Genomic DNA, 15,509 nt, shown 5'->3' with positions numbered 1-15,509 from the left:
CCCAAGTATGGAAACACCGATGCGCAGCCGCACCCGCATAGTGCTGCTGATAGCGCTTTTTGCTCTCTATTATCTGATCCCGGTGCCATTCCGCGATCTCTGGCAGCCGGATGAAACCCGCTATGCCGAAATCAGCCGCGAGATGCTGCTGAGCGGTAACTGGGTGGTGCCGCATTTTTTTGATTTGCGCTACTTCGAGAAGCCGATTGCCGGTTACTGGGTCAATAATCTTGGCCAGCTGTTATTTGGGCATAATAATTTTGGCGTGCGCGCCGGTGCGATTATCTGTACCACGCTGAGTGCCATGCTGATCTACTGGCTGGGCAAACGGATGTTCCCCAGCCGCAAAATAGCGCTCACCGCCAGCGTGATCTTTCTTACCTCGCTGCTGGTTTACGGCATCGGCACCTATGCCGTGCTCGATCCGATTCTGCTGTTGTGGCTGGTGGCGGCGATGTGCAGCTTTTGGTTTGCTGCGCAGGCGCACAGTACCTCACAGCGGCTGACGGGCTATGTGCTGCTCGGCGCGGCCTGTGCCATGGGCTTCATGACCAAGGGCTTTCTGGCGCTGGCGGTGCCGGTGCTGGCGATTGTGCCCTGGGTGCTCTGGCAGCGACGTTTTGGCGAACTACTGCGCTGGGGCCCGCTTACTGTGCTGGTGGCGGCCGCGATCAGCGCACCCTGGGCGCTGTCCATTCAGCATCAGGAAGGCGATTTCTGGCACTACTTCTTCTGGGTCGAACATATTCAGCGCTTCGCGGAGAGCGATGCGCAGCACAAAGCCCCGTTCTGGTATTACCTGCCGGTGCTGCTGGCAGGCTGTTTGCCATGGCTCGGCCTGCTGCCAGGCGCGCTGAGCGGCGCATGGCGACAGCGTCAACAGCACGCTGTCGCGATCTATTTGCTTAGCTGGGTTGTGCTGCCGCTGCTGTTCTTTAGCATCGCCAAAGGCAAACTGCCGACCTATATCCTGCCGTGCTTTGCGCCGCTGGCGTTGTTGATGGCGCATTATGCGCACGGTAACACCGCGCGCCTGAAACAGGCTTTGGCGGTAAATGGCTGGATTAACCTGCTGTTTGGTCTGGGCGCCACGCTGCTGGTCGTGGTGGTGATGGCACCCTGGGGGCTGGCGCACCATCCGGTGTACGCGCGCGATGAGTTGCTGCGGGTAGTGTGCGCTGCGCTGGCATTTGCCGGCTGGGCGGTGATGGGCTGGTTAAGCCTGAAAACAGGCCGCTGGCAACTGGCTGCGCTTTGCCCGCTGGCATTGGCGCTGCTGGTCGGGTTGGCTATCCCGCAAAAGGTGCGTGATAGCAAACAGCCGCAGAGCTTCGTCAGCGCCGTTCGGCCTCAGCTGGCGCAGAGCCGCTATCTGGTGGTGGACAATTCCGGCATCGCTTCTGCGGTCGCATGGGAATTGCGCCGCAGCGATATCACTTTCTTCGATGAAAAAGGTGAGCTGGAGTACGGACTGGGTTATCCCGATGCAAAAACGCGTTACGTCGACGGGGAAGCCTTCGCCGACTGGCTGCGCCTGCATCGCCGGCAGGGTCCGGTAGCGCTGGTGCTGCTGCTGAATTCTGACGAAAAGCAAGCGGATGCGCATCTGCCGGTGCCGGATGATGTGTATCAGCAGGGACGGCTGGTCTACTACGGCTATAACGCGACACCATGAATCTGCTGCTGATCCTGCTGGTAAGTCTGCTCAGTTGTGCCGCCCAGCTGTGCCAGAAACAGGCGGCCCACTGCGGCGGGCACCGCCTGTTCGGCTGGCTCGTGCTCAGCCTGCTGCTGCTGGGGACGGCGATGCTGCTGTGGCTGGTGGTGCTGCGCACCGTGCCGGTCAGCGTGGCTTACCCGATGCTGAGCCTGAATTTTGTACTGGTGGCGGTGGCGGCGCGCGTCATCTGGCGTGAGACCTACACGCGACGGCAGTGGCTGGGTACGCTGGCGATCGTTGCCGGGGTTGCGCTGATGGGGAGCCATCTGTGAAGGGCTGGCTGCTGGCGCTGGCCAGCGTGCTGCTGGTGTCACTGGCGCAGCTGCTGCTGCGCACGGCAATGCTCGCGCTGCCACCGCTGGATACATGGACCGCGCTACCGTGGCAGCACGGCCTGATACCGTTAATCGGCGGACTGGCAGCTTACGGCTGCTCAATGCTGTGCTGGCTGCTGGCGCTGCGGCTGTTGCCGCTCAACCGGCTCTATCCGCTGCTCAGTCTGAGCTATGTGCTGGTGTGGCTGGCCGCCATTTCCCTGCCAGCCTTGCATGAAACCTTCCGCTGGAGCAGTCTTGCAGGCGTCATATTGATCGTCTGCGGCCTGCTGTGCGTGGCGCTGCCGCGCCGTTAACCGTTAATGCTGCTGCCACGGGTGATATTCACCCTGGCGGCGGCCTGGCGCCGTTTCCGGCAAACGCAGCAGGCCGAACAATGAAATCACCCCCAGCACTACAACATACAGCGCCAGACCATACCAGTGGCCATGGGTCACCTGCAGAATCTTCACCGCCACCAGTCCGAGTACGCCGCTGCCGATCAGCGAACCGATCTGCCAGATCACCGCGATACCGCTGCAGCGAATGTGCGTGGGAAACAGTTCGGGGAACCATGACGCCTGCGGGGCATAACACATGCTGTGGCCCAGCGTCAGCGCCACGATCATCGCCATCTGCGTGAGCCAGTAGCTGTTGTGCGCCAGCGCGAGAAAAAATGGCACGATCGAGAGCATGATCAGCAGCGTGCCGATCAGATAAACCGGCTTGCGACCGATGCGGTCGGAAAGGGCACCCATCAGCGGGATCGCCAGGACTTCGAGGATCACCGCGACGATCATACTGTTCATCAAAATGCCGGCATCAAGCTGATTAGCCTTACCCCAGGCAAGGATGATGACGGTAAACAGGGCGAAGGCGCAGGCTTCGATCAGTTTCGCTGCCACGCCGTTGACCACCAGCCGCGGATTACCACGCAGCACCTCTTTTAACGGCCTGGATTCTGCCGCTTTGGTTTCACGAATGGCGGCGAAGACCGGCGATTCATCAATGCGCAGGCGAATAAACAGGCCGACAATCACCAGCAGCGCGCTGAGCAGAAAAGGCACGCGCCAGCCCCAGTCCATCATCTGCTCCGCGTTCAGCGCGGCATTAAGCACAGCGAACAGCGCCAGCGGCAGCAGAAACCCGACCGGAGCACCAATCTGCACCCAGCTGGCAAAGAAACCGCGCCGGGCAGGCTGCGCATATTCGGCCGTCATTAATACCGCGCCCGCCTGTTCACCGCCGACGCCAAACCCCTGCAGCAAGCGGATGGCAATCAGTAATATCGGGGCCCAGACGCCAATTTTTTCGTAGGTTGGCAACAGGCCAATGCAGAACGTGCCAAGGCCCACGATCAGGATGGTCGCCACCAGCGCCTTTTTGCGTCCCACTTTGTCGCCGATGTGCCCAAACACCATGCCGCCAATAGGACGTGCGAGGAAGCCAACCGCATAAGTGGCGAAGGCAGCGAGTGTGCTGACCAGCGGATCGTGGCTGGGAAAGAACAGATGGCCAAAGAACAGTACCGCTGCCGTACCGTAAGCGAAAAAGTCGTAATACTCTGCCGCCGTGCCTATCGCCGAGGCGCTGGCGACGCGGCGAATCAATGATTTAGGGTGAGCTTCAGCGGTATCAGATTGAGCAACAGTTGAAGAGGCCATGACAAATCCCGAAGAGGTTAAAGAGCGACTACCATACAAGAAGGTTTGTGCAGTTGTTGCGCGATTGATCACAAAGCGTGGCGACTCTCGGCGTAAAGGGGCCGGTCAGCTGCGCTTCCATAACCACCTCGCCCAATCTCCATTCTCCTTATTTCGGCTGATGTAAATCCATCAAAATAAACCGGTCAAAAGGCTTGAACTCACAATTTGAAAAGCAGGTTTCAAATATAAATTAACATGAAATAAAAATGCCGATAGCCTGGACGCGCTGCTTTGTTCTGATGCTTTTCCTAACGCATTTTTTACCAGGAGGTATTATGGAAAAAGAACTTTATCTCTCCACCAACACCGCGTCCGGCCCCAACAGCACAACAAAAACCGAACCCTTCGTAAAAATCATCGCGCTGGTGGCGACACTCGGCGGGCTGCTGTTTGGTTACGATACCGGCGTAGTATCCGGTGCGCTGCTCTTCATGCGCAGTGATTTACATCTCACGCCGTTCACTACCGGGCTGGTGACCAGTTCACTGTTGTTCGGCGCTGCCTTTGGCGCACTGCTGGCAGGGCACTTCGCAGATGCCCTCGGGCGCCGCAAAATCATCATCACGCTGGCCTTTATTTTTGCCCTCGGCGCGGTCGGCTCTGCCTTCGCACCTGATGTGGTGACGATGATTGCTTCACGCCTGTTTCTTGGTATTGCCGTTGGCGGGGCGGCTGCCACGGTGCCGGTGTATATCGCGGAAATTGCTCCGGCGAATAAACGCGGTCAACTGGTGACGCTGCAGGAGCTGATGATTGTTTCTGGCCAGCTGCTGGCCTATGTCTCCAATGCCACTTTCAATGAAATCTGGGGTGGCGAACATACCTGGCGCTGGATGCTGGCCATCTCCACCGTACCCGCCGTGCTGTTGTGGATCGGAATGATCTTTATGCCGGAAAGTCCACGCTGGCACGTCATGCGCGGCAACACTGCTGGCGCGCGCAGGGTGCTGGAGAAAACCCGGGCGGCGGAGGACGTAGAGTGGGAGCTGGAGGAGATCGAAGAGACCATCGAAGAGCATCGCCAGCAAGGCAAAGGTCGCCTGCGTGACCTGCGCACGCCATGGTTGCGCAAAGTGTTTTTACTGGGAATTGGCATTGCCGCCATCCAGCAGCTGACCGGTGTGAATACCATCATGTACTACGCGCCAACCATGCTCACTGCTACCGGCCTGAGCAACGATGCGGCGTTGTTCGCCACCATCGCCAACGGCGTGATCTCGGTAATCATGACGCTGGTGGGGATCGTGATAATCGGTAAGGTTGGCCGTCGTCCGCTGGTGCTGATTGGGCAGATGGGCTGTACCGCCTGCCTGTTCTTTATCGCCACGGTGTGCCTGCTTATGCCGGAGTATCACGCCGGTGGTGCGGTTAATCTGCTGCGGGCCTATCTGGTACTGGCCGGAATGCTGATGTTTTTATGTTTTCAGCAGGGCGCGCTGTCACCGGTCACCTGGTTGCTGCTGTCGGAAATCTTCCCGGCGCGCATGCGCGGCATTTGCATGGGCGGTGCCGTTTTTGCCTTGTGGATTGCCAACTTCGCCATTTCCATGGCCTTCCCGCTGTTGCTGGCCGCCTTTGGCCTGGCCGGGGCGTTTCTCACCTTCGCCGTGATCGGCATCGGCGGCGCCCTGTTTGTGCTGCGTGCTATTCCGGAAACCAAAGGGCGCAGCCTGGAACAGGTCGAACACTATTTCTATGAACTGTATGACGGCAAAGGCTAAATGTGAGGGCGATCAGATTGCGCTCAGGCTGATGTAAATCACTCAAAGAAGCCGCAGAGCGGACAAAAAAGATAACTTACTATCAGGGCATGTCAGTATCTTGCAGTAAACAGAACCTTACCCAGTGATTATTATCCAGGAAAGATCATGACCTACAAAATAAGCAGTGACCGATTCTGTGTTAACCGTAAAATTGCCCCTCATCTCAGCATGGCGGAATTCTTCGCGCTGGTGGAACAACTGGGATTAAATAAAGTTGAAATACGCAACGATATGAAAAGCGGCAGCGTGACCGACGGCGCAGGCGGTGAGGAAGTGCGTCGTCTGGCAGCGCAGCATCAGCTTGAGATCGAAACCATCAACGCGGTGTATCCCTTCAATCAGTTAGATGATGCGGTGCTGAAAAAAACGCGCGCGCTGTTAGCCGATGCGCGCGCCACCGGGGCGAAAGCGCTGGTGCTCTGTCCGCTCAATGATGGGACGCCAGTGAGTAATGAGCAAACCGTACAGGCACTGCAAACCCTGGCGCCGCTGTTTGCCGAATATGGTGTTGCCGGGCTGGTTGAACCACTCGGTTTTCCGCAGAGCTCACTGCGCTCCGCCGCGCTGGCGCAGCAGCTTATCGCTCAGGCCGGCGTGCCGTTTAACATCGTGCTGGATACCTTCCATCATCACCTGTACGAAGGCGCCGAACAGGATTTCGCCGGTGGCGTAGACGTGAATCACATCGGCTTGGTGCATCTCTCTGGCGTAACGGATGCGCGCCCGACTCATCAACTCACCGACGAAGAGCGCATCATGCTGAGCGCGGATGACCTGCTGAAATCCCGCGAGCAGGTGCAGCGCCTGGAAGAGATGGGCTATCGCGGTGTTTATGCTTTCGAGCCGTTTTCGTCGGTGATGGAGAGCTGGAGCGCTGAGGATATTGCGCGCGAAATCCGCAGCAGCATTGATTATCTCAACCACTAACCAATCCGGCATTTTGCTGAAGGAACCTCGCATGACACTCAATATTGGTGTAATCGGCACTGGCGCTATCGGCCGTGAACACATTCGTCGTTGCAGCCAGGTGCTGCAGCATGCGCGCGTGGTCGCGCTTAATGATATCAATCGCAACAACTGTGAGCAGGTGATTAGCGAGCTCGGCTTGCAGGCGGAGATTTACGACAACGCGCACGATTTAATCGCCGCGCCGGAGGTGCAGGCCATTCTGGTTACCTCATGGGGCCCGACGCATGAAGAGTTTGTGCTGGCAGCCATCAAAGCCGGCAAAGCGGTATTCTGCGAGAAGCCACTGGCGGTGACCGCGCAGGGCTGTATGAATATTGTCGAAGCGGAAATTGCCGCGGGCAAAAAACTGGTGCAGGTGGGTTTTATGCGACCGTACGACAGCGGCTATCGCGCGCTGAAAGCGGTTATCGACGGCGGCACCCTGGGTGAGCCGCTGATGCTACACTGCGCGCACCGCAATCCGGCGGTCGGCGATGCTTATACCACCGATATGGCGATCACCGATACGCTGATCCATGAACTTGACGTGCTGCGCTGGCTGCTGAACGATGATTACGTCAGCGCGCAGGTGATTTACCCCCGCAAGACCCGCCACGCGTCATCGCACCTGAAAGATCCGCAGATTGTGCTGCTGGAAACCGCGAAGGGCATCCGCATTGATGTCGAGATCTTCGTGAACTGTGCCTATGGTTACGACATTCAGTGTGAGGTTGTTGGCGAGAGCGGCATTGCCCGCCTGCCTGAACCAATGTCGGTACAGACCCGCCACGCGGCGCAGCTTTCTACCGGCATCCTGACCGACTGGAAAAAGCGTTTTATCGCTGCGTATGACGTTGAGCTGCAGGATTTCATTAACAACGTGCTGTCGGGCAATATGACAGGCCCGTCGGCGTGGGACGGCTATGCCGCCGCCGTGGCGGCCGATGCCTGTGTCGCGGCACAGAACAACGGTGACATTGTCCCGATTACCATGCCGCCACGTCCGGCTTTCTATCGTTAATCCCGTCACATCGCGGCTGGCGCACCCTAACCGGTGCGCTTATATGTGACGTTGTCACCTGTTGACAGCCATCTTCCTGTCAGTCACCGCCCGCGCCTCACATTTGTTACCGATCCCGTGTATCATCGCCGCCTTTATGTTGTGCAAGGAAAAGTGTGATGACGGAGAGCGTAATGGCGCGCCGCCAGCCCTCGGTATGGTGGGGCGCCATGATCATCTGTGGGACGGTAGTGGGCGCCGGTATGTTTACGTTACCGATCGTGATGGCCGGGGCGTGGTTTGGCTGGGCGCTGCTGCTGCTGGGCATCAGCTGGGGCGCAATGCTGCTCTCCGGGCTGCTGTTTATGCGTGTCAGCCTGCATTATCCGCCGGGCGCGGGTTACGATACGCTGACGCGCGATTTGCTCGGGCGCGGCTGGGCCAGTATCAATGGCCTCAGCATCCTGTTTGTGCTGGGCATTCTCACCTACGCTTATATTTCAGCCAGCGGTCCGGTTTATCAGCACTCGCTGAATCAGCTTGGCGTGCCGCTCTCAACCGCCGGGGCCAAAATCGCACTGACGTTGTGTGTCGCCGCCGTGGTATGGCTCGGCACCACCGGCGTCAGTCGTTTGATGACGTTCTGCGTGCTGGCAAAAATCCTGCTATTGATTTTGCTTTTCGGCGGACTGTTAACCCAGGTAGACGTGCCCTCGCTGTTCGCTGCCGCTGCGCCGGGAGACAGCTACTGGCCTTACGCGCTGGGCGTGCTGCCGTTCTGTCTGGCCTCTTTTGGCTATCACGGTAACATCACCGGACTGGTGAGTTATTATCAGCGCCGCGAGTCGCCGGTGACTCGCGCGCTGGTGCTGGGCACGCTGATGTCGCTGGCTCTTTACCTGTTCTGGATTGTCTGCACCATGGGGAATTTGCCGCGCGCTGTGTTTCCTGACATCGTGCAGCAGGGTGGAGATATTGCCGCGCTGATGGCCGCGCTGCGCGATCATCTGCACGTGCGCGCGTTGTCGCTGATGATGTCGGTGTTCTCACATTTTGCAGTGATAGCCTCGTTTCTCGGCGTGACGGCAGGACTGTTTGATTTCATCGCCGACCGCCTCGGCTGGGGGCATTCCCCGCGCGCGCGGCTGCAAACCGCCTGCCTGACATTTTTGCCGCCGCTGCTCGCTTCGCTGTGGTGGCCGCATGGCTTCGTCGCCGCCATCGGTTTTGCCGGTCTGTTTGCCACGCTGTGGGCGGTGATTATTCCGGCGCTGCTGGCGCGGCGTGCGCAACAGCGCTTTGCCGATCGGCCGCGTACGCCATTGGCGATTGGCCTGGTGCTGCTTTTCGGCGCGCTGAATGTGCTGGCATGGACGCTGAGCTGGCTGGGTGTGTTACCGCAATTTGCTGCGGCCTGAGTGGCGAGAGTCGTGGGGTTCAGAGGTATTCGTAGCGGCGCGATTTATCGCGCGAATCCATCCGCCGCAGCGTTGTAAATTGCGCGATGAATTGCGCCGCTACCCGGCGCTGGGGCTACGACTGGGTTGAATAATTCACTCTGCTTAAATCAGCGATAAGACCCGGTCCTTTGGGCTGCCAGTTGAGCTGCTGACGCGTCCAGGCACCGCTGGCACGCAGATCCAGCCTGGCGAAAGCGGCGAACCAGCCGAAATGCTCCGCGGCCTGGTCGGGTTTCAGCGAAACGGCAGGAATCCCCAGACCTGCTGCTACGGTTTCAGCAATCAGCCGTGAGGCAATGCTTTCCTCTGCTACCGCATGATACCGTTTGCCGCGTTCGCCTTGCTCAAGCACTTTTACGTACAGCCCGGCGACGTCATCAACGTGTGCCGCGCACCAGGCGTTTTCACCTCCGCCGATATAAGCTGCCGCGCCTTTCTCCCTGGCAAGAGCGATGTAATAGCTGATTAATCCCTGACGTTCGGTGTTGTGAACCTGAGGTAAGCGCACCACACGTAGATCGATTCCCGATTCAAGGAGCTTAGTACCTTCCAGCTCCGAGGCGACGCGTGGGTTAGGGTGTGCCGGGTTGAAATTCTGCTCAAGAGCGGGCTGGCCGCTGCCGTCATCACCCATTCCGGTACCAGAAGTGATGTGCAGCGGACGCTGACTGCCCTGCAATACAGAGCCAATCGCGCGAATAACGCGGCGGTCTTTTTCGCAATTTTCGACAAAACGGCTGAAATTATGATCGAAAGCGGTGTGGATCACCGCATCACATTGTTCAATGCCGGCAATCCACGCCTGGGGATCTTCCAGCGTACCGCGCTGGGCTGTGGCGCCCTTATCGTTTAACTGCTGAGCTGCTTCTTCTGAACGTACAAGACCGGTCACCTGATGGCCGCGAGCCAGCAGGGCCGATACAACGCGTGAGCCGATAAAGCCCGTCGCACCCGTTATAAAAATACGCATAGCCTGTCTCCTGAGTGATTTAGTGCGACAGCGTAAGCGCGGATCTTTTACTATTAAAGTAGTGAGGTTATCAGGGTATAAACATTAACAGGGTGATTTATGACGCTGCTTTCTGAAAATCCGCTGGGTGAGTTTTTAAGGGCACGCCGTCTGGCAATTGACCCGGCTTCGTTTGGTTTTTTGCCCGGCCGCCGCCGTACACCGGGCCTGCGCCGCGAAGAGGTTGCCCAGCTCGCGAATATCAGCCCGACCTGGTACACCTGGCTTGAGCAGGGCCGCGGGGGAGCGCCCTCGCGTGAGGTACTGAACCGCATTGCTGCCGGGCTGCGGCTTACGTCTCCCGAGCGCGATCATCTGTTTATCCTCGCGTTTGGGCATCCGCCAGAAAACCGGGTAAGTCGGTGCGACAGCATAACCCCACGGCTGCAACGCGTACTGGAAAGCCTGACGATTCCGGCGATTATTAAAACCGCCACCTGGGATGTGGTGGCATGGAATCACCCGGCGACGGTTGTGCTGAAGGATTACGGGCAACTTCCGCCCGCGCGGCGCAATATTCTGCGCCTGCTGTTTACCGATCAGGAAGCGCGGGGGATGCAAGACGACTGGGAGGGCGTGGCCCGTCTCATCGTCAACGCCTTTCGGGCGGATGCCGCGCGCCTGGGTGCTTCAGAGGAAATTGATCGACTGGTTGAGGAGCTATCCGCTCAAAGTGCTGACTTCGCCCGCCTGTGGCGTAACAACGATGTGGCCGGGCATGGCGAAGGGTTTAAGGTGCTGCATCATCCGCAAATGGGAACGATTGCCCTGGAGTTTTCGACCTTTTCAGTTGAAGGCAGGCCGGATTTAACGATGATGCTCTTTAATCCGGCAACCGATGAAAGCAGAGCGAAAACAGAGCGCTGGATTTCACAGAACCCAGCTCAGCGCGAAAGCTGAGTCAGGCAGTTTTTAATGCGTCAGCCAGCACGCTATAGCAATCACACCAGTCGAAAAAAACAGGCTTACCCTGTAATGGGCAGGAGAAACGAAATAGAGGTTCTCCTGCCTGATTCAATCGCTTAACGAGGCAACGGTTCAACAAAACGTACTGGTATAAATATACCGTCCGCAGCGCCTTTTGGCTTAGTTGCCGCGATAGGTGGAGTAGCCGTACTGGCTGAGCAGCAGTGGAATATGGTAGTGCTGCTCGGCATTATCCAGGTTGAACATCACCGGAATTTCCGGGAAAAAGGTCGGCTGAGCGTTTTTTTTGTAATAGTCACCGGTTTTAAAAATTACGCGGTAAATCCCGGTCTGCGCCTTCTGGCCCGCCGGGTAAAGCGCTGGAATACGTCCCTGTTCGTTGGTGGTGCCCTGCGCCAGTTTCACCCACTCTTCACCCTGTTTCTTATCCAGCTCGACCTCAATACCTGCGGTCGGTACACCGGTTTGCAGATTCAGCACATGCACGCTCAGGGGATTTTTTATCTCAGCGGCCAGGCCGCTCACGCTGAAAGCGCAGAGCGCGCCGCCCAGTAAATAATGCTGCAATTTCATCTCATCTTCCTTTTGGTTAATTGGCCGGGAAAGCATAAGACGAAAACAGTGCAGTCGCGCACAACGGGCTGAAATCTGTGAAATTTCCCAGAGCAGAACCGGCAACCGGGCGGCTGCCGGTCAGGGAAACTACTGGTTGCTAATCAGGGTGCCTTTCAGGCCGTGCGGTTCGGAACGCAGATACTGAGGCGGCGCTTTGGCCTGCGCACCCAGTTCGGCGGCGGCGTGCCATGGCCAGCGTGGGTCATACAGCACCGCGCGTGCCAGCGCGATCAAATCGGCATCTTGCTCCTGCAGCGCCTGCTCGGCCTGTTTCGGTTCGGTAATCAGCCCCACGCCAATCACCGGAATCGAGACCTGCTGGCGAATCTCGCGGGCGAACGGCAACTGATAACCTGGACCGACGCTGATTTGCTGCTGCGGTGCCAGCCCCCCGCTGGAGACGTGAATATAGGCGCAGCCTGCGGCTTCGAGCTGCTGGCTGAAAACAATCGATTGCTGATTATCCCAGCCGCCCTCGATCCAGTCGGTGGCAGAAAGCCGCACGCCAACCGGGATTTCCGCCGGCAGCGCAGCGCGCAGCGCCTTGAACACCTCAAGCGGGAAACGCAGACGGTTCTCTAATGAGCCGCCATATTCATCGTCACGCTGGTTGCTGAGCGGCGACAGAAACTGGTGCAGCAAATAGCCGTGCGCAGCATGCAGTTCGACCAGCTGAATGCCGATGCGTACCGCGCGCAGAGCGCTATCGACAAAGGCCTGTTTCAGCTGCGCCAGATCCTGTTTGCTGAGTGCGGCCGGCGGACGCTCATCCTGTCCAAACGGCTGCGCAGACGGCGCGACGGTCTGCCAGCCGCCGTGTTCCTCAGAGAGCTGCGCACCGCCTTGCCATGGCGCAGCACAGGACGCTTTGCGCCCGGCGTGACCCAACTGAATGCCAATCGGCAGGGTAGCGTAGCGCCGCACGTCCTGCAGCACGCTGGCCAGCGCGGCTTCAGTGGCATCGTCCCATAACCCCAGGTCGCCCGGTGTGATACGGCCAATAGCTTCCACCGCCGTTGCCTCGATAATCAGCAGTCCCGCGCCGGAGAGCGCCAGCTGGCCGAGATGAATGCGGTGCCAGGCCGTTGCCTGACCCTCTTCCGCTGAGTATTGGCACATCGGTGCAATTACAATGCGATTTTCCAGCGACAACTCGCCAAGCTGCGTCGCGCTAAACAGTAAACTCATGCATACCTCATATCCGCACGTTAATGACTCCCTACAGCATAGGAGCTGCAGCCGGATTTGCAGCAATGCCAGATGTAAGCGGCAATGACACACATTAATTACAACATACTTTTAGTGATTGATGTAATGGCGCCGGGTTCGGCTAACGTGCCGGTAAAGCTGACTAGCGCCATTTATTCAAACCAGGGGCTGAGGCTCAACAGAATGCAAGCTAACGCTAAGGAATTCTGGACAGGCGTAAACCCAGCGGCCCAAAATAACTCCTCATGTTAAAGAGGGATCTGATTAAGTATTATCGAATTATTGGCTAATCAAAGGAACTGTGAAATGGATGAAGCACTACTCGCAATGATGCGTTCAAATGGGCGCAACAGGGCCTGGGCAGAATCGATGGTCAATCTTGAAGCCCGTAAGCTGATTGAAACGGCTAACCGTGAAGCCGGGTTTCACATCAGGGATGGACTTACGCGACTCCAGTTTGTGCAGGAAATAAGGGATGTGATTGAAGAGCAGTTCTCGATTGCCCGGCGCGCAAAGTCTGATGAAGAGTGCATGGCCTGCGTAAAAAATCTCAGGGCAGAGACCGAAAATCTTGCAGAGCAGGGGCAAATGCTGCGCAGGAATACTGCGAAACTTTACGCCAAAGTGGAGTTCGTCCGGGAAAATAACAAAATTGTCGGTTATGTGATTTCTGCTGTGAATGTAGTGCTTTCGGGCGCAGAAATAGCTTTAGGAACAACGCTACTGGCTAGCGCTAATCCATTGGGTGTGCTGGCTGGCGCAATACTCGTTGTGGATGGATTCAATGGCCTTAGTAAAGAATTTAGCCATCAGGTCCTTCATGATTCTTCATCTGAAGGGTTCGCTGCCAATGCTGCTATGTCTACGGCTGAATTTATGGGTTTTAGTTCTAAAAGTGGATTAGGCGTATATAAATCAATCTCACTTATTGCTAACGCTTACAGCATCTTAGGCTTAATAAGAAAGCCTGGAGCATGGAGACTATTTCGCTATATGCCCATCGATTATTACAGGAAAGTCAGTACGTTAAGTCGGCCAAAACTAACCATGAAAATAGTTGGATACGGCGTGAAGGCCAAAGTTATTTTTGATCTGATGACAATTAAAGATCGCCCTTAATCCCGGAAGCATGTTTTTTATACCGCCAGGCTTTAAAAGCGAGTTTGGCGGGCGTCAAATACCAGATAAAAGGTAACCCTACAATTAAAGCAAAAGCCAGAGAGAGTGTGTTATTTTTTGTAGATAAAACAGATGTAAAAATCAGGATTAAAAAAGCAATAATAGTTATCCACTTAGCTACATTAAATCGTTTTGCTAAATCCTGAACCACTTCATCAAGAGTTCCCCCGAAATTTTCCACATTGCTTTTGATTTTCTGGATATCTTTATGACTGAAGCCGGACTCCAGCAGTGATTCTTCGCTAATTTTCATGGATTTCATCCTTAAAATTCACCATTACATCACCGGAAAGTTTACCTGAAAACAGGCGATAAATCGCCATCTGCGAATCATGTTTCGATGTTAGCTAAACAGTAGCTTACGTCATTAGTCTGACTTGCTGGTTGTTTGTGATCGAGTTACCAGAGAAACAGCACGAAACCGGCAGCGATGACCGGCGGCAGCAACACGTACGGCAGTATGGACAATTCTTCACTGAACGCATAGCCGGCTTTGTTGATACCTGTCCACATGTTGATGAATGCGATTATCACCCAGACAGCGATGAAACTTTTCGTGGTTAACTCACTGGGAAAGGGCCCTAAATGCCAGAGCCATCCAAATGCCAGGAAGATGCCAAATAGCGCAAAGCCACAGATAAGGATGACAACGGTGTGCATTTCCGGCGCTCCTGTTTGCATGGTAAAGCAACCGGCGAGCGATCCCGCCGGTCACACCTGTTACCCTTCACATGACGGTGCTTTCGCTGGCGTCAGAAGATCGGACAATCCAACCCGATTTAGCATTTCGGCACGCAAACGGTCGATGACCGCAAAGCCGATATTCGCGCCGTCTTCGGACGGATCGTTATGCACACGAAATGGACGCGTACCAAACGGCATACCGACAACATCGGTTATTTGTGCTGCAACGCGCGCGGGATCGGCATCTTCCGGCACTATCTCCGCAAAGGCCTTTTGCACAACATCGCCGAAACCGGCATAAGGACCTGCTTCATACTCCGCGACACGCCCGGTGTCGGCAGGACTTCCTGAATAGGCAAAATGGTTCGTTCCTTTGGTAAAGGCTCCCGGCACGATGATTGTCGTCTCAATGCCGAATCGGCTGAGCTCGCGCGCATACTGAACGGCAAGCGTATCCATCGCCGCTTTGGCGGCAAAGTAAGGGGCCAGATAGGGCGGTGTGCCGCCGGTCACGCTGGAACTGGAAATCCAGACCAGCAGGCCTTCATGGCGGGAGCGCATATGCGGCAGTATGGCCCGGTTGACGCGCTGCGTTCCCAGCACGTTAACGTCATATTGCTGGGCGAACTGCTCTGGCGTGAAGGCTTCGGCCGGGCCGAACATCATGTGGCCAGCATTGTGTACCACCACATCAAGCTTCCCGGCGTCGGATATTACCGTTTCAATGGCAGCATCAACCGATATGTCGCTCTGAACATCAAGTTCCAGCGGCCGGAGGTCAATTCCTTCCCGCGCGGAAAGTTCGCTTAACTGGCGGACATTTGCGGCATTACGACCCGCAATATCCCGCATTGATGCATAAACGGTATGGCCAGCACGAGCCAGCGCTTCGGCAGTCAGGCGACCGAAGCCGCTTGACGATCCGGTCACAAGGATAATCTTCTGAGACATAACAGTACTCCATTGACTCAATCT

At 56.6% G+C, this 15,509-nt stretch carries 16 protein-coding genes; 9 read left to right on the top strand and 7 right to left on the bottom strand.

All coding sequences use genetic code 11. The features are described 5' to 3' along the window. Positions 1 to 19: 19 nt before the first annotated feature. The 3 genes from arnT to arnF are packed head-to-tail and all read left to right on the top strand — an operon-like array spanning position 20 to position 2,351. Positions 20 to 1,675 carry a lipid IV(A) 4-amino-4-deoxy-L-arabinosyltransferase gene (gene arnT / locus ABVR31_RS19860; protein WP_372774725.1) on the top strand — a complete coding sequence of 552 codons (1,656 nt, stop codon included), beginning with the start codon at positions 20 to 22 and terminating at the stop codon, positions 1,673 to 1,675. Beyond that, positions 1,672 to 1,992, top strand: a complete 321-nt coding sequence (gene arnE, locus ABVR31_RS19855) for a 4-amino-4-deoxy-L-arabinose-phosphoundecaprenol flippase subunit ArnE (protein ID WP_021509383.1) — start codon at positions 1,672 to 1,674, stop codon at positions 1,990 to 1,992. The genes arnT and arnE overlap by 4 nt, the downstream gene beginning before the upstream one ends. Then, on the top strand, positions 1,989 to 2,351 hold the full coding sequence (arnF, locus tag ABVR31_RS19850; RefSeq protein ID WP_058781501.1) for a 4-amino-4-deoxy-L-arabinose-phosphoundecaprenol flippase subunit ArnF: 363 nt from the start codon (positions 1,989 to 1,991) through the stop codon (positions 2,349 to 2,351). Before arnE ends, arnF begins: the two co-directional genes overlap by 4 nt. A gap of 3 nt (positions 2,352 to 2,354) precedes the next feature. Here the strand turns inward: arnF and ABVR31_RS19845 are convergent, their stop codons facing one another. After that, a complete protein-coding gene (locus ABVR31_RS19845) occupies positions 2,355 to 3,698 on the bottom strand; it encodes an MFS transporter (protein WP_372774223.1) in 1,344 nt (447 codons plus the stop codon). Positions 3,699 to 4,015: 317 nt separating this feature from the next. Here ABVR31_RS19845 and ABVR31_RS19840 point away from each other — a divergent pair, with 317 nt between their 5' ends. From ABVR31_RS19840 to ABVR31_RS19825, 4 genes are all read left to right on the top strand, one after another. Further along, positions 4,016 to 5,461: a sugar porter family MFS transporter gene (locus ABVR31_RS19840; RefSeq protein ID WP_058759139.1), complete on the top strand. Its 1,446-nt coding sequence runs from the start codon at positions 4,016 to 4,018 to the stop codon at positions 5,459 to 5,461. Positions 5,462 to 5,608: 147 nt separating this feature from the next. Next, complete coding sequence (locus tag ABVR31_RS19835; RefSeq protein WP_058759140.1) at positions 5,609 to 6,430, top strand: TIM barrel protein; 822 nt, start codon at positions 5,609 to 5,611, stop codon at positions 6,428 to 6,430. A gap of 31 nt (positions 6,431 to 6,461) precedes the next feature. Further along, positions 6,462 to 7,472 carry a Gfo/Idh/MocA family protein gene (locus ABVR31_RS19830; protein ID WP_058770196.1) on the top strand — a complete coding sequence of 337 codons (1,011 nt, stop codon included), beginning with the start codon at positions 6,462 to 6,464 and terminating at the stop codon, positions 7,470 to 7,472. 158 nt (positions 7,473 to 7,630) lie between these two features. Further along, entirely contained in the window at positions 7,631 to 8,869 is a 1,239-nt protein-coding gene (locus ABVR31_RS19825) for an aromatic amino acid transporter (protein ID WP_088517257.1), read from the top strand. Positions 8,870 to 8,984: 115 nt separating this feature from the next. Here the strand turns inward: ABVR31_RS19825 and ABVR31_RS19820 are convergent, their stop codons facing one another. Continuing rightward, on the bottom strand, positions 8,985 to 9,881 hold the full coding sequence (locus tag ABVR31_RS19820) for an SDR family oxidoreductase (protein WP_372774220.1): 897 nt from the start codon (positions 9,879 to 9,881) through the stop codon (positions 8,985 to 8,987). Positions 9,882 to 9,980: 99 nt separating this feature from the next. Here ABVR31_RS19820 and ABVR31_RS19815 point away from each other — a divergent pair, with 99 nt between their 5' ends. After that, on the top strand, positions 9,981 to 10,820 hold the full coding sequence (locus tag ABVR31_RS19815; RefSeq protein ID WP_132463893.1) for a helix-turn-helix transcriptional regulator: 840 nt from the start codon (positions 9,981 to 9,983) through the stop codon (positions 10,818 to 10,820). 186 nt (positions 10,821 to 11,006) lie between these two features. Here the strand turns inward: ABVR31_RS19815 and uraH are convergent, their stop codons facing one another. Further along, positions 11,007 to 11,420, bottom strand: a complete 414-nt coding sequence (gene uraH, locus ABVR31_RS19810) for a hydroxyisourate hydrolase (protein WP_372774218.1) — start codon at positions 11,418 to 11,420, stop codon at positions 11,007 to 11,009. Between the two features lie 129 nt (positions 11,421 to 11,549). Beyond that, a complete protein-coding gene (locus ABVR31_RS19805) occupies positions 11,550 to 12,650 on the bottom strand; it encodes an NADH:flavin oxidoreductase/NADH oxidase (RefSeq protein WP_104187344.1) in 1,101 nt (366 codons plus the stop codon). Positions 12,651 to 12,977: 327 nt separating this feature from the next. Between ABVR31_RS19805 and ABVR31_RS19800 the strand changes: the two genes are divergently transcribed. Next, positions 12,978 to 13,790: a DUF4225 domain-containing protein gene (locus tag ABVR31_RS19800; RefSeq protein ID WP_372774216.1), complete on the top strand. Its 813-nt coding sequence runs from the start codon at positions 12,978 to 12,980 to the stop codon at positions 13,788 to 13,790. Here the strand turns inward: ABVR31_RS19800 and ABVR31_RS19795 are convergent. From ABVR31_RS19795 to ABVR31_RS19785, 3 genes are all read right to left on the bottom strand, one after another. Then, positions 13,774 to 14,103, bottom strand: a complete 330-nt coding sequence (locus ABVR31_RS19795) for a hypothetical protein (protein ID WP_222952075.1) — start codon at positions 14,101 to 14,103, stop codon at positions 13,774 to 13,776. The two genes, ABVR31_RS19800 and ABVR31_RS19795, sit on opposite strands and share 17 nt — an antisense overlap. Before the next feature lie 146 nt (positions 14,104 to 14,249). Then, a complete protein-coding gene (locus tag ABVR31_RS19790) occupies positions 14,250 to 14,510 on the bottom strand; it encodes a hypothetical protein (RefSeq protein ID WP_325924187.1) in 261 nt (86 codons plus the stop codon). Positions 14,511 to 14,570: 60 nt separating this feature from the next. Beyond that, the gene (locus tag ABVR31_RS19785; RefSeq protein WP_372774214.1) at positions 14,571 to 15,485 is read right to left on the bottom strand and encodes an SDR family oxidoreductase; all 915 of its coding nucleotides are present in this window, start codon (positions 15,483 to 15,485) and stop codon (positions 14,571 to 14,573) included. Positions 15,486 to 15,509 lie beyond the last annotated feature (24 nt).

It is taken from the genome of Pantoea sp. WEP (assembly GCF_041678305.1).
GTDB classification, from domain to species: domain Bacteria; phylum Pseudomonadota; class Gammaproteobacteria; order Enterobacterales; family Enterobacteriaceae; genus Pantoea; species Pantoea dispersa.
This window is presented reverse-complemented; position numbering and strand designations above follow the sequence as displayed.

What these genes read in the sequence shown, in the direction of transcription:
- arnT (WP_372774725.1), top strand. Translation starts at nt 20, where the DNA reads ATGCGCAGCCGCACCCGCATAGTGCTGCTGATAGCGCTTTTTGCTCTC.
- arnE (WP_021509383.1), top strand. Translation starts at nt 1,672, where the DNA reads ATGAATCTGCTGCTGATCCTGCTGGTAAGTCTGCTCAGTTGTGCCGCC.
- ABVR31_RS19845 (WP_372774223.1), bottom strand. Translation starts at nt 3,698, where the DNA reads ATGGCCTCTTCAACTGTTGCTCAATCTGATACCGCTGAAGCTCACCCT.
- ABVR31_RS19840 (WP_058759139.1), top strand. Translation starts at nt 4,016, where the DNA reads ATGGAAAAAGAACTTTATCTCTCCACCAACACCGCGTCCGGCCCCAAC.
- ABVR31_RS19835 (WP_058759140.1), top strand. Translation starts at nt 5,609, where the DNA reads ATGACCTACAAAATAAGCAGTGACCGATTCTGTGTTAACCGTAAAATT.
- ABVR31_RS19830 (WP_058770196.1), top strand. Translation starts at nt 6,462, where the DNA reads ATGACACTCAATATTGGTGTAATCGGCACTGGCGCTATCGGCCGTGAA.
- ABVR31_RS19825 (WP_088517257.1), top strand. Translation starts at nt 7,631, where the DNA reads ATGACGGAGAGCGTAATGGCGCGCCGCCAGCCCTCGGTATGGTGGGGC.
- ABVR31_RS19820 (WP_372774220.1), bottom strand. Translation starts at nt 9,881, where the DNA reads ATGCGTATTTTTATAACGGGTGCGACGGGCTTTATCGGCTCACGCGTT.
- ABVR31_RS19815 (WP_132463893.1), top strand. Translation starts at nt 9,981, where the DNA reads ATGACGCTGCTTTCTGAAAATCCGCTGGGTGAGTTTTTAAGGGCACGC.
- uraH (WP_372774218.1), bottom strand. Translation starts at nt 11,420, where the DNA reads ATGAAATTGCAGCATTATTTACTGGGCGGCGCGCTCTGCGCTTTCAGC.
- ABVR31_RS19805 (WP_104187344.1), bottom strand. Translation starts at nt 12,650, where the DNA reads ATGAGTTTACTGTTTAGCGCGACGCAGCTTGGCGAGTTGTCGCTGGAA.
- ABVR31_RS19800 (WP_372774216.1), top strand. Translation starts at nt 12,978, where the DNA reads ATGGATGAAGCACTACTCGCAATGATGCGTTCAAATGGGCGCAACAGG.
- ABVR31_RS19795 (WP_222952075.1), bottom strand. Translation starts at nt 14,103, where the DNA reads ATGAAAATTAGCGAAGAATCACTGCTGGAGTCCGGCTTCAGTCATAAA.
- ABVR31_RS19790 (WP_325924187.1), bottom strand. Translation starts at nt 14,510, where the DNA reads ATGCACACCGTTGTCATCCTTATCTGTGGCTTTGCGCTATTTGGCATC.
- ABVR31_RS19785 (WP_372774214.1), bottom strand. Translation starts at nt 15,485, where the DNA reads ATGTCTCAGAAGATTATCCTTGTGACCGGATCGTCAAGCGGCTTCGGT.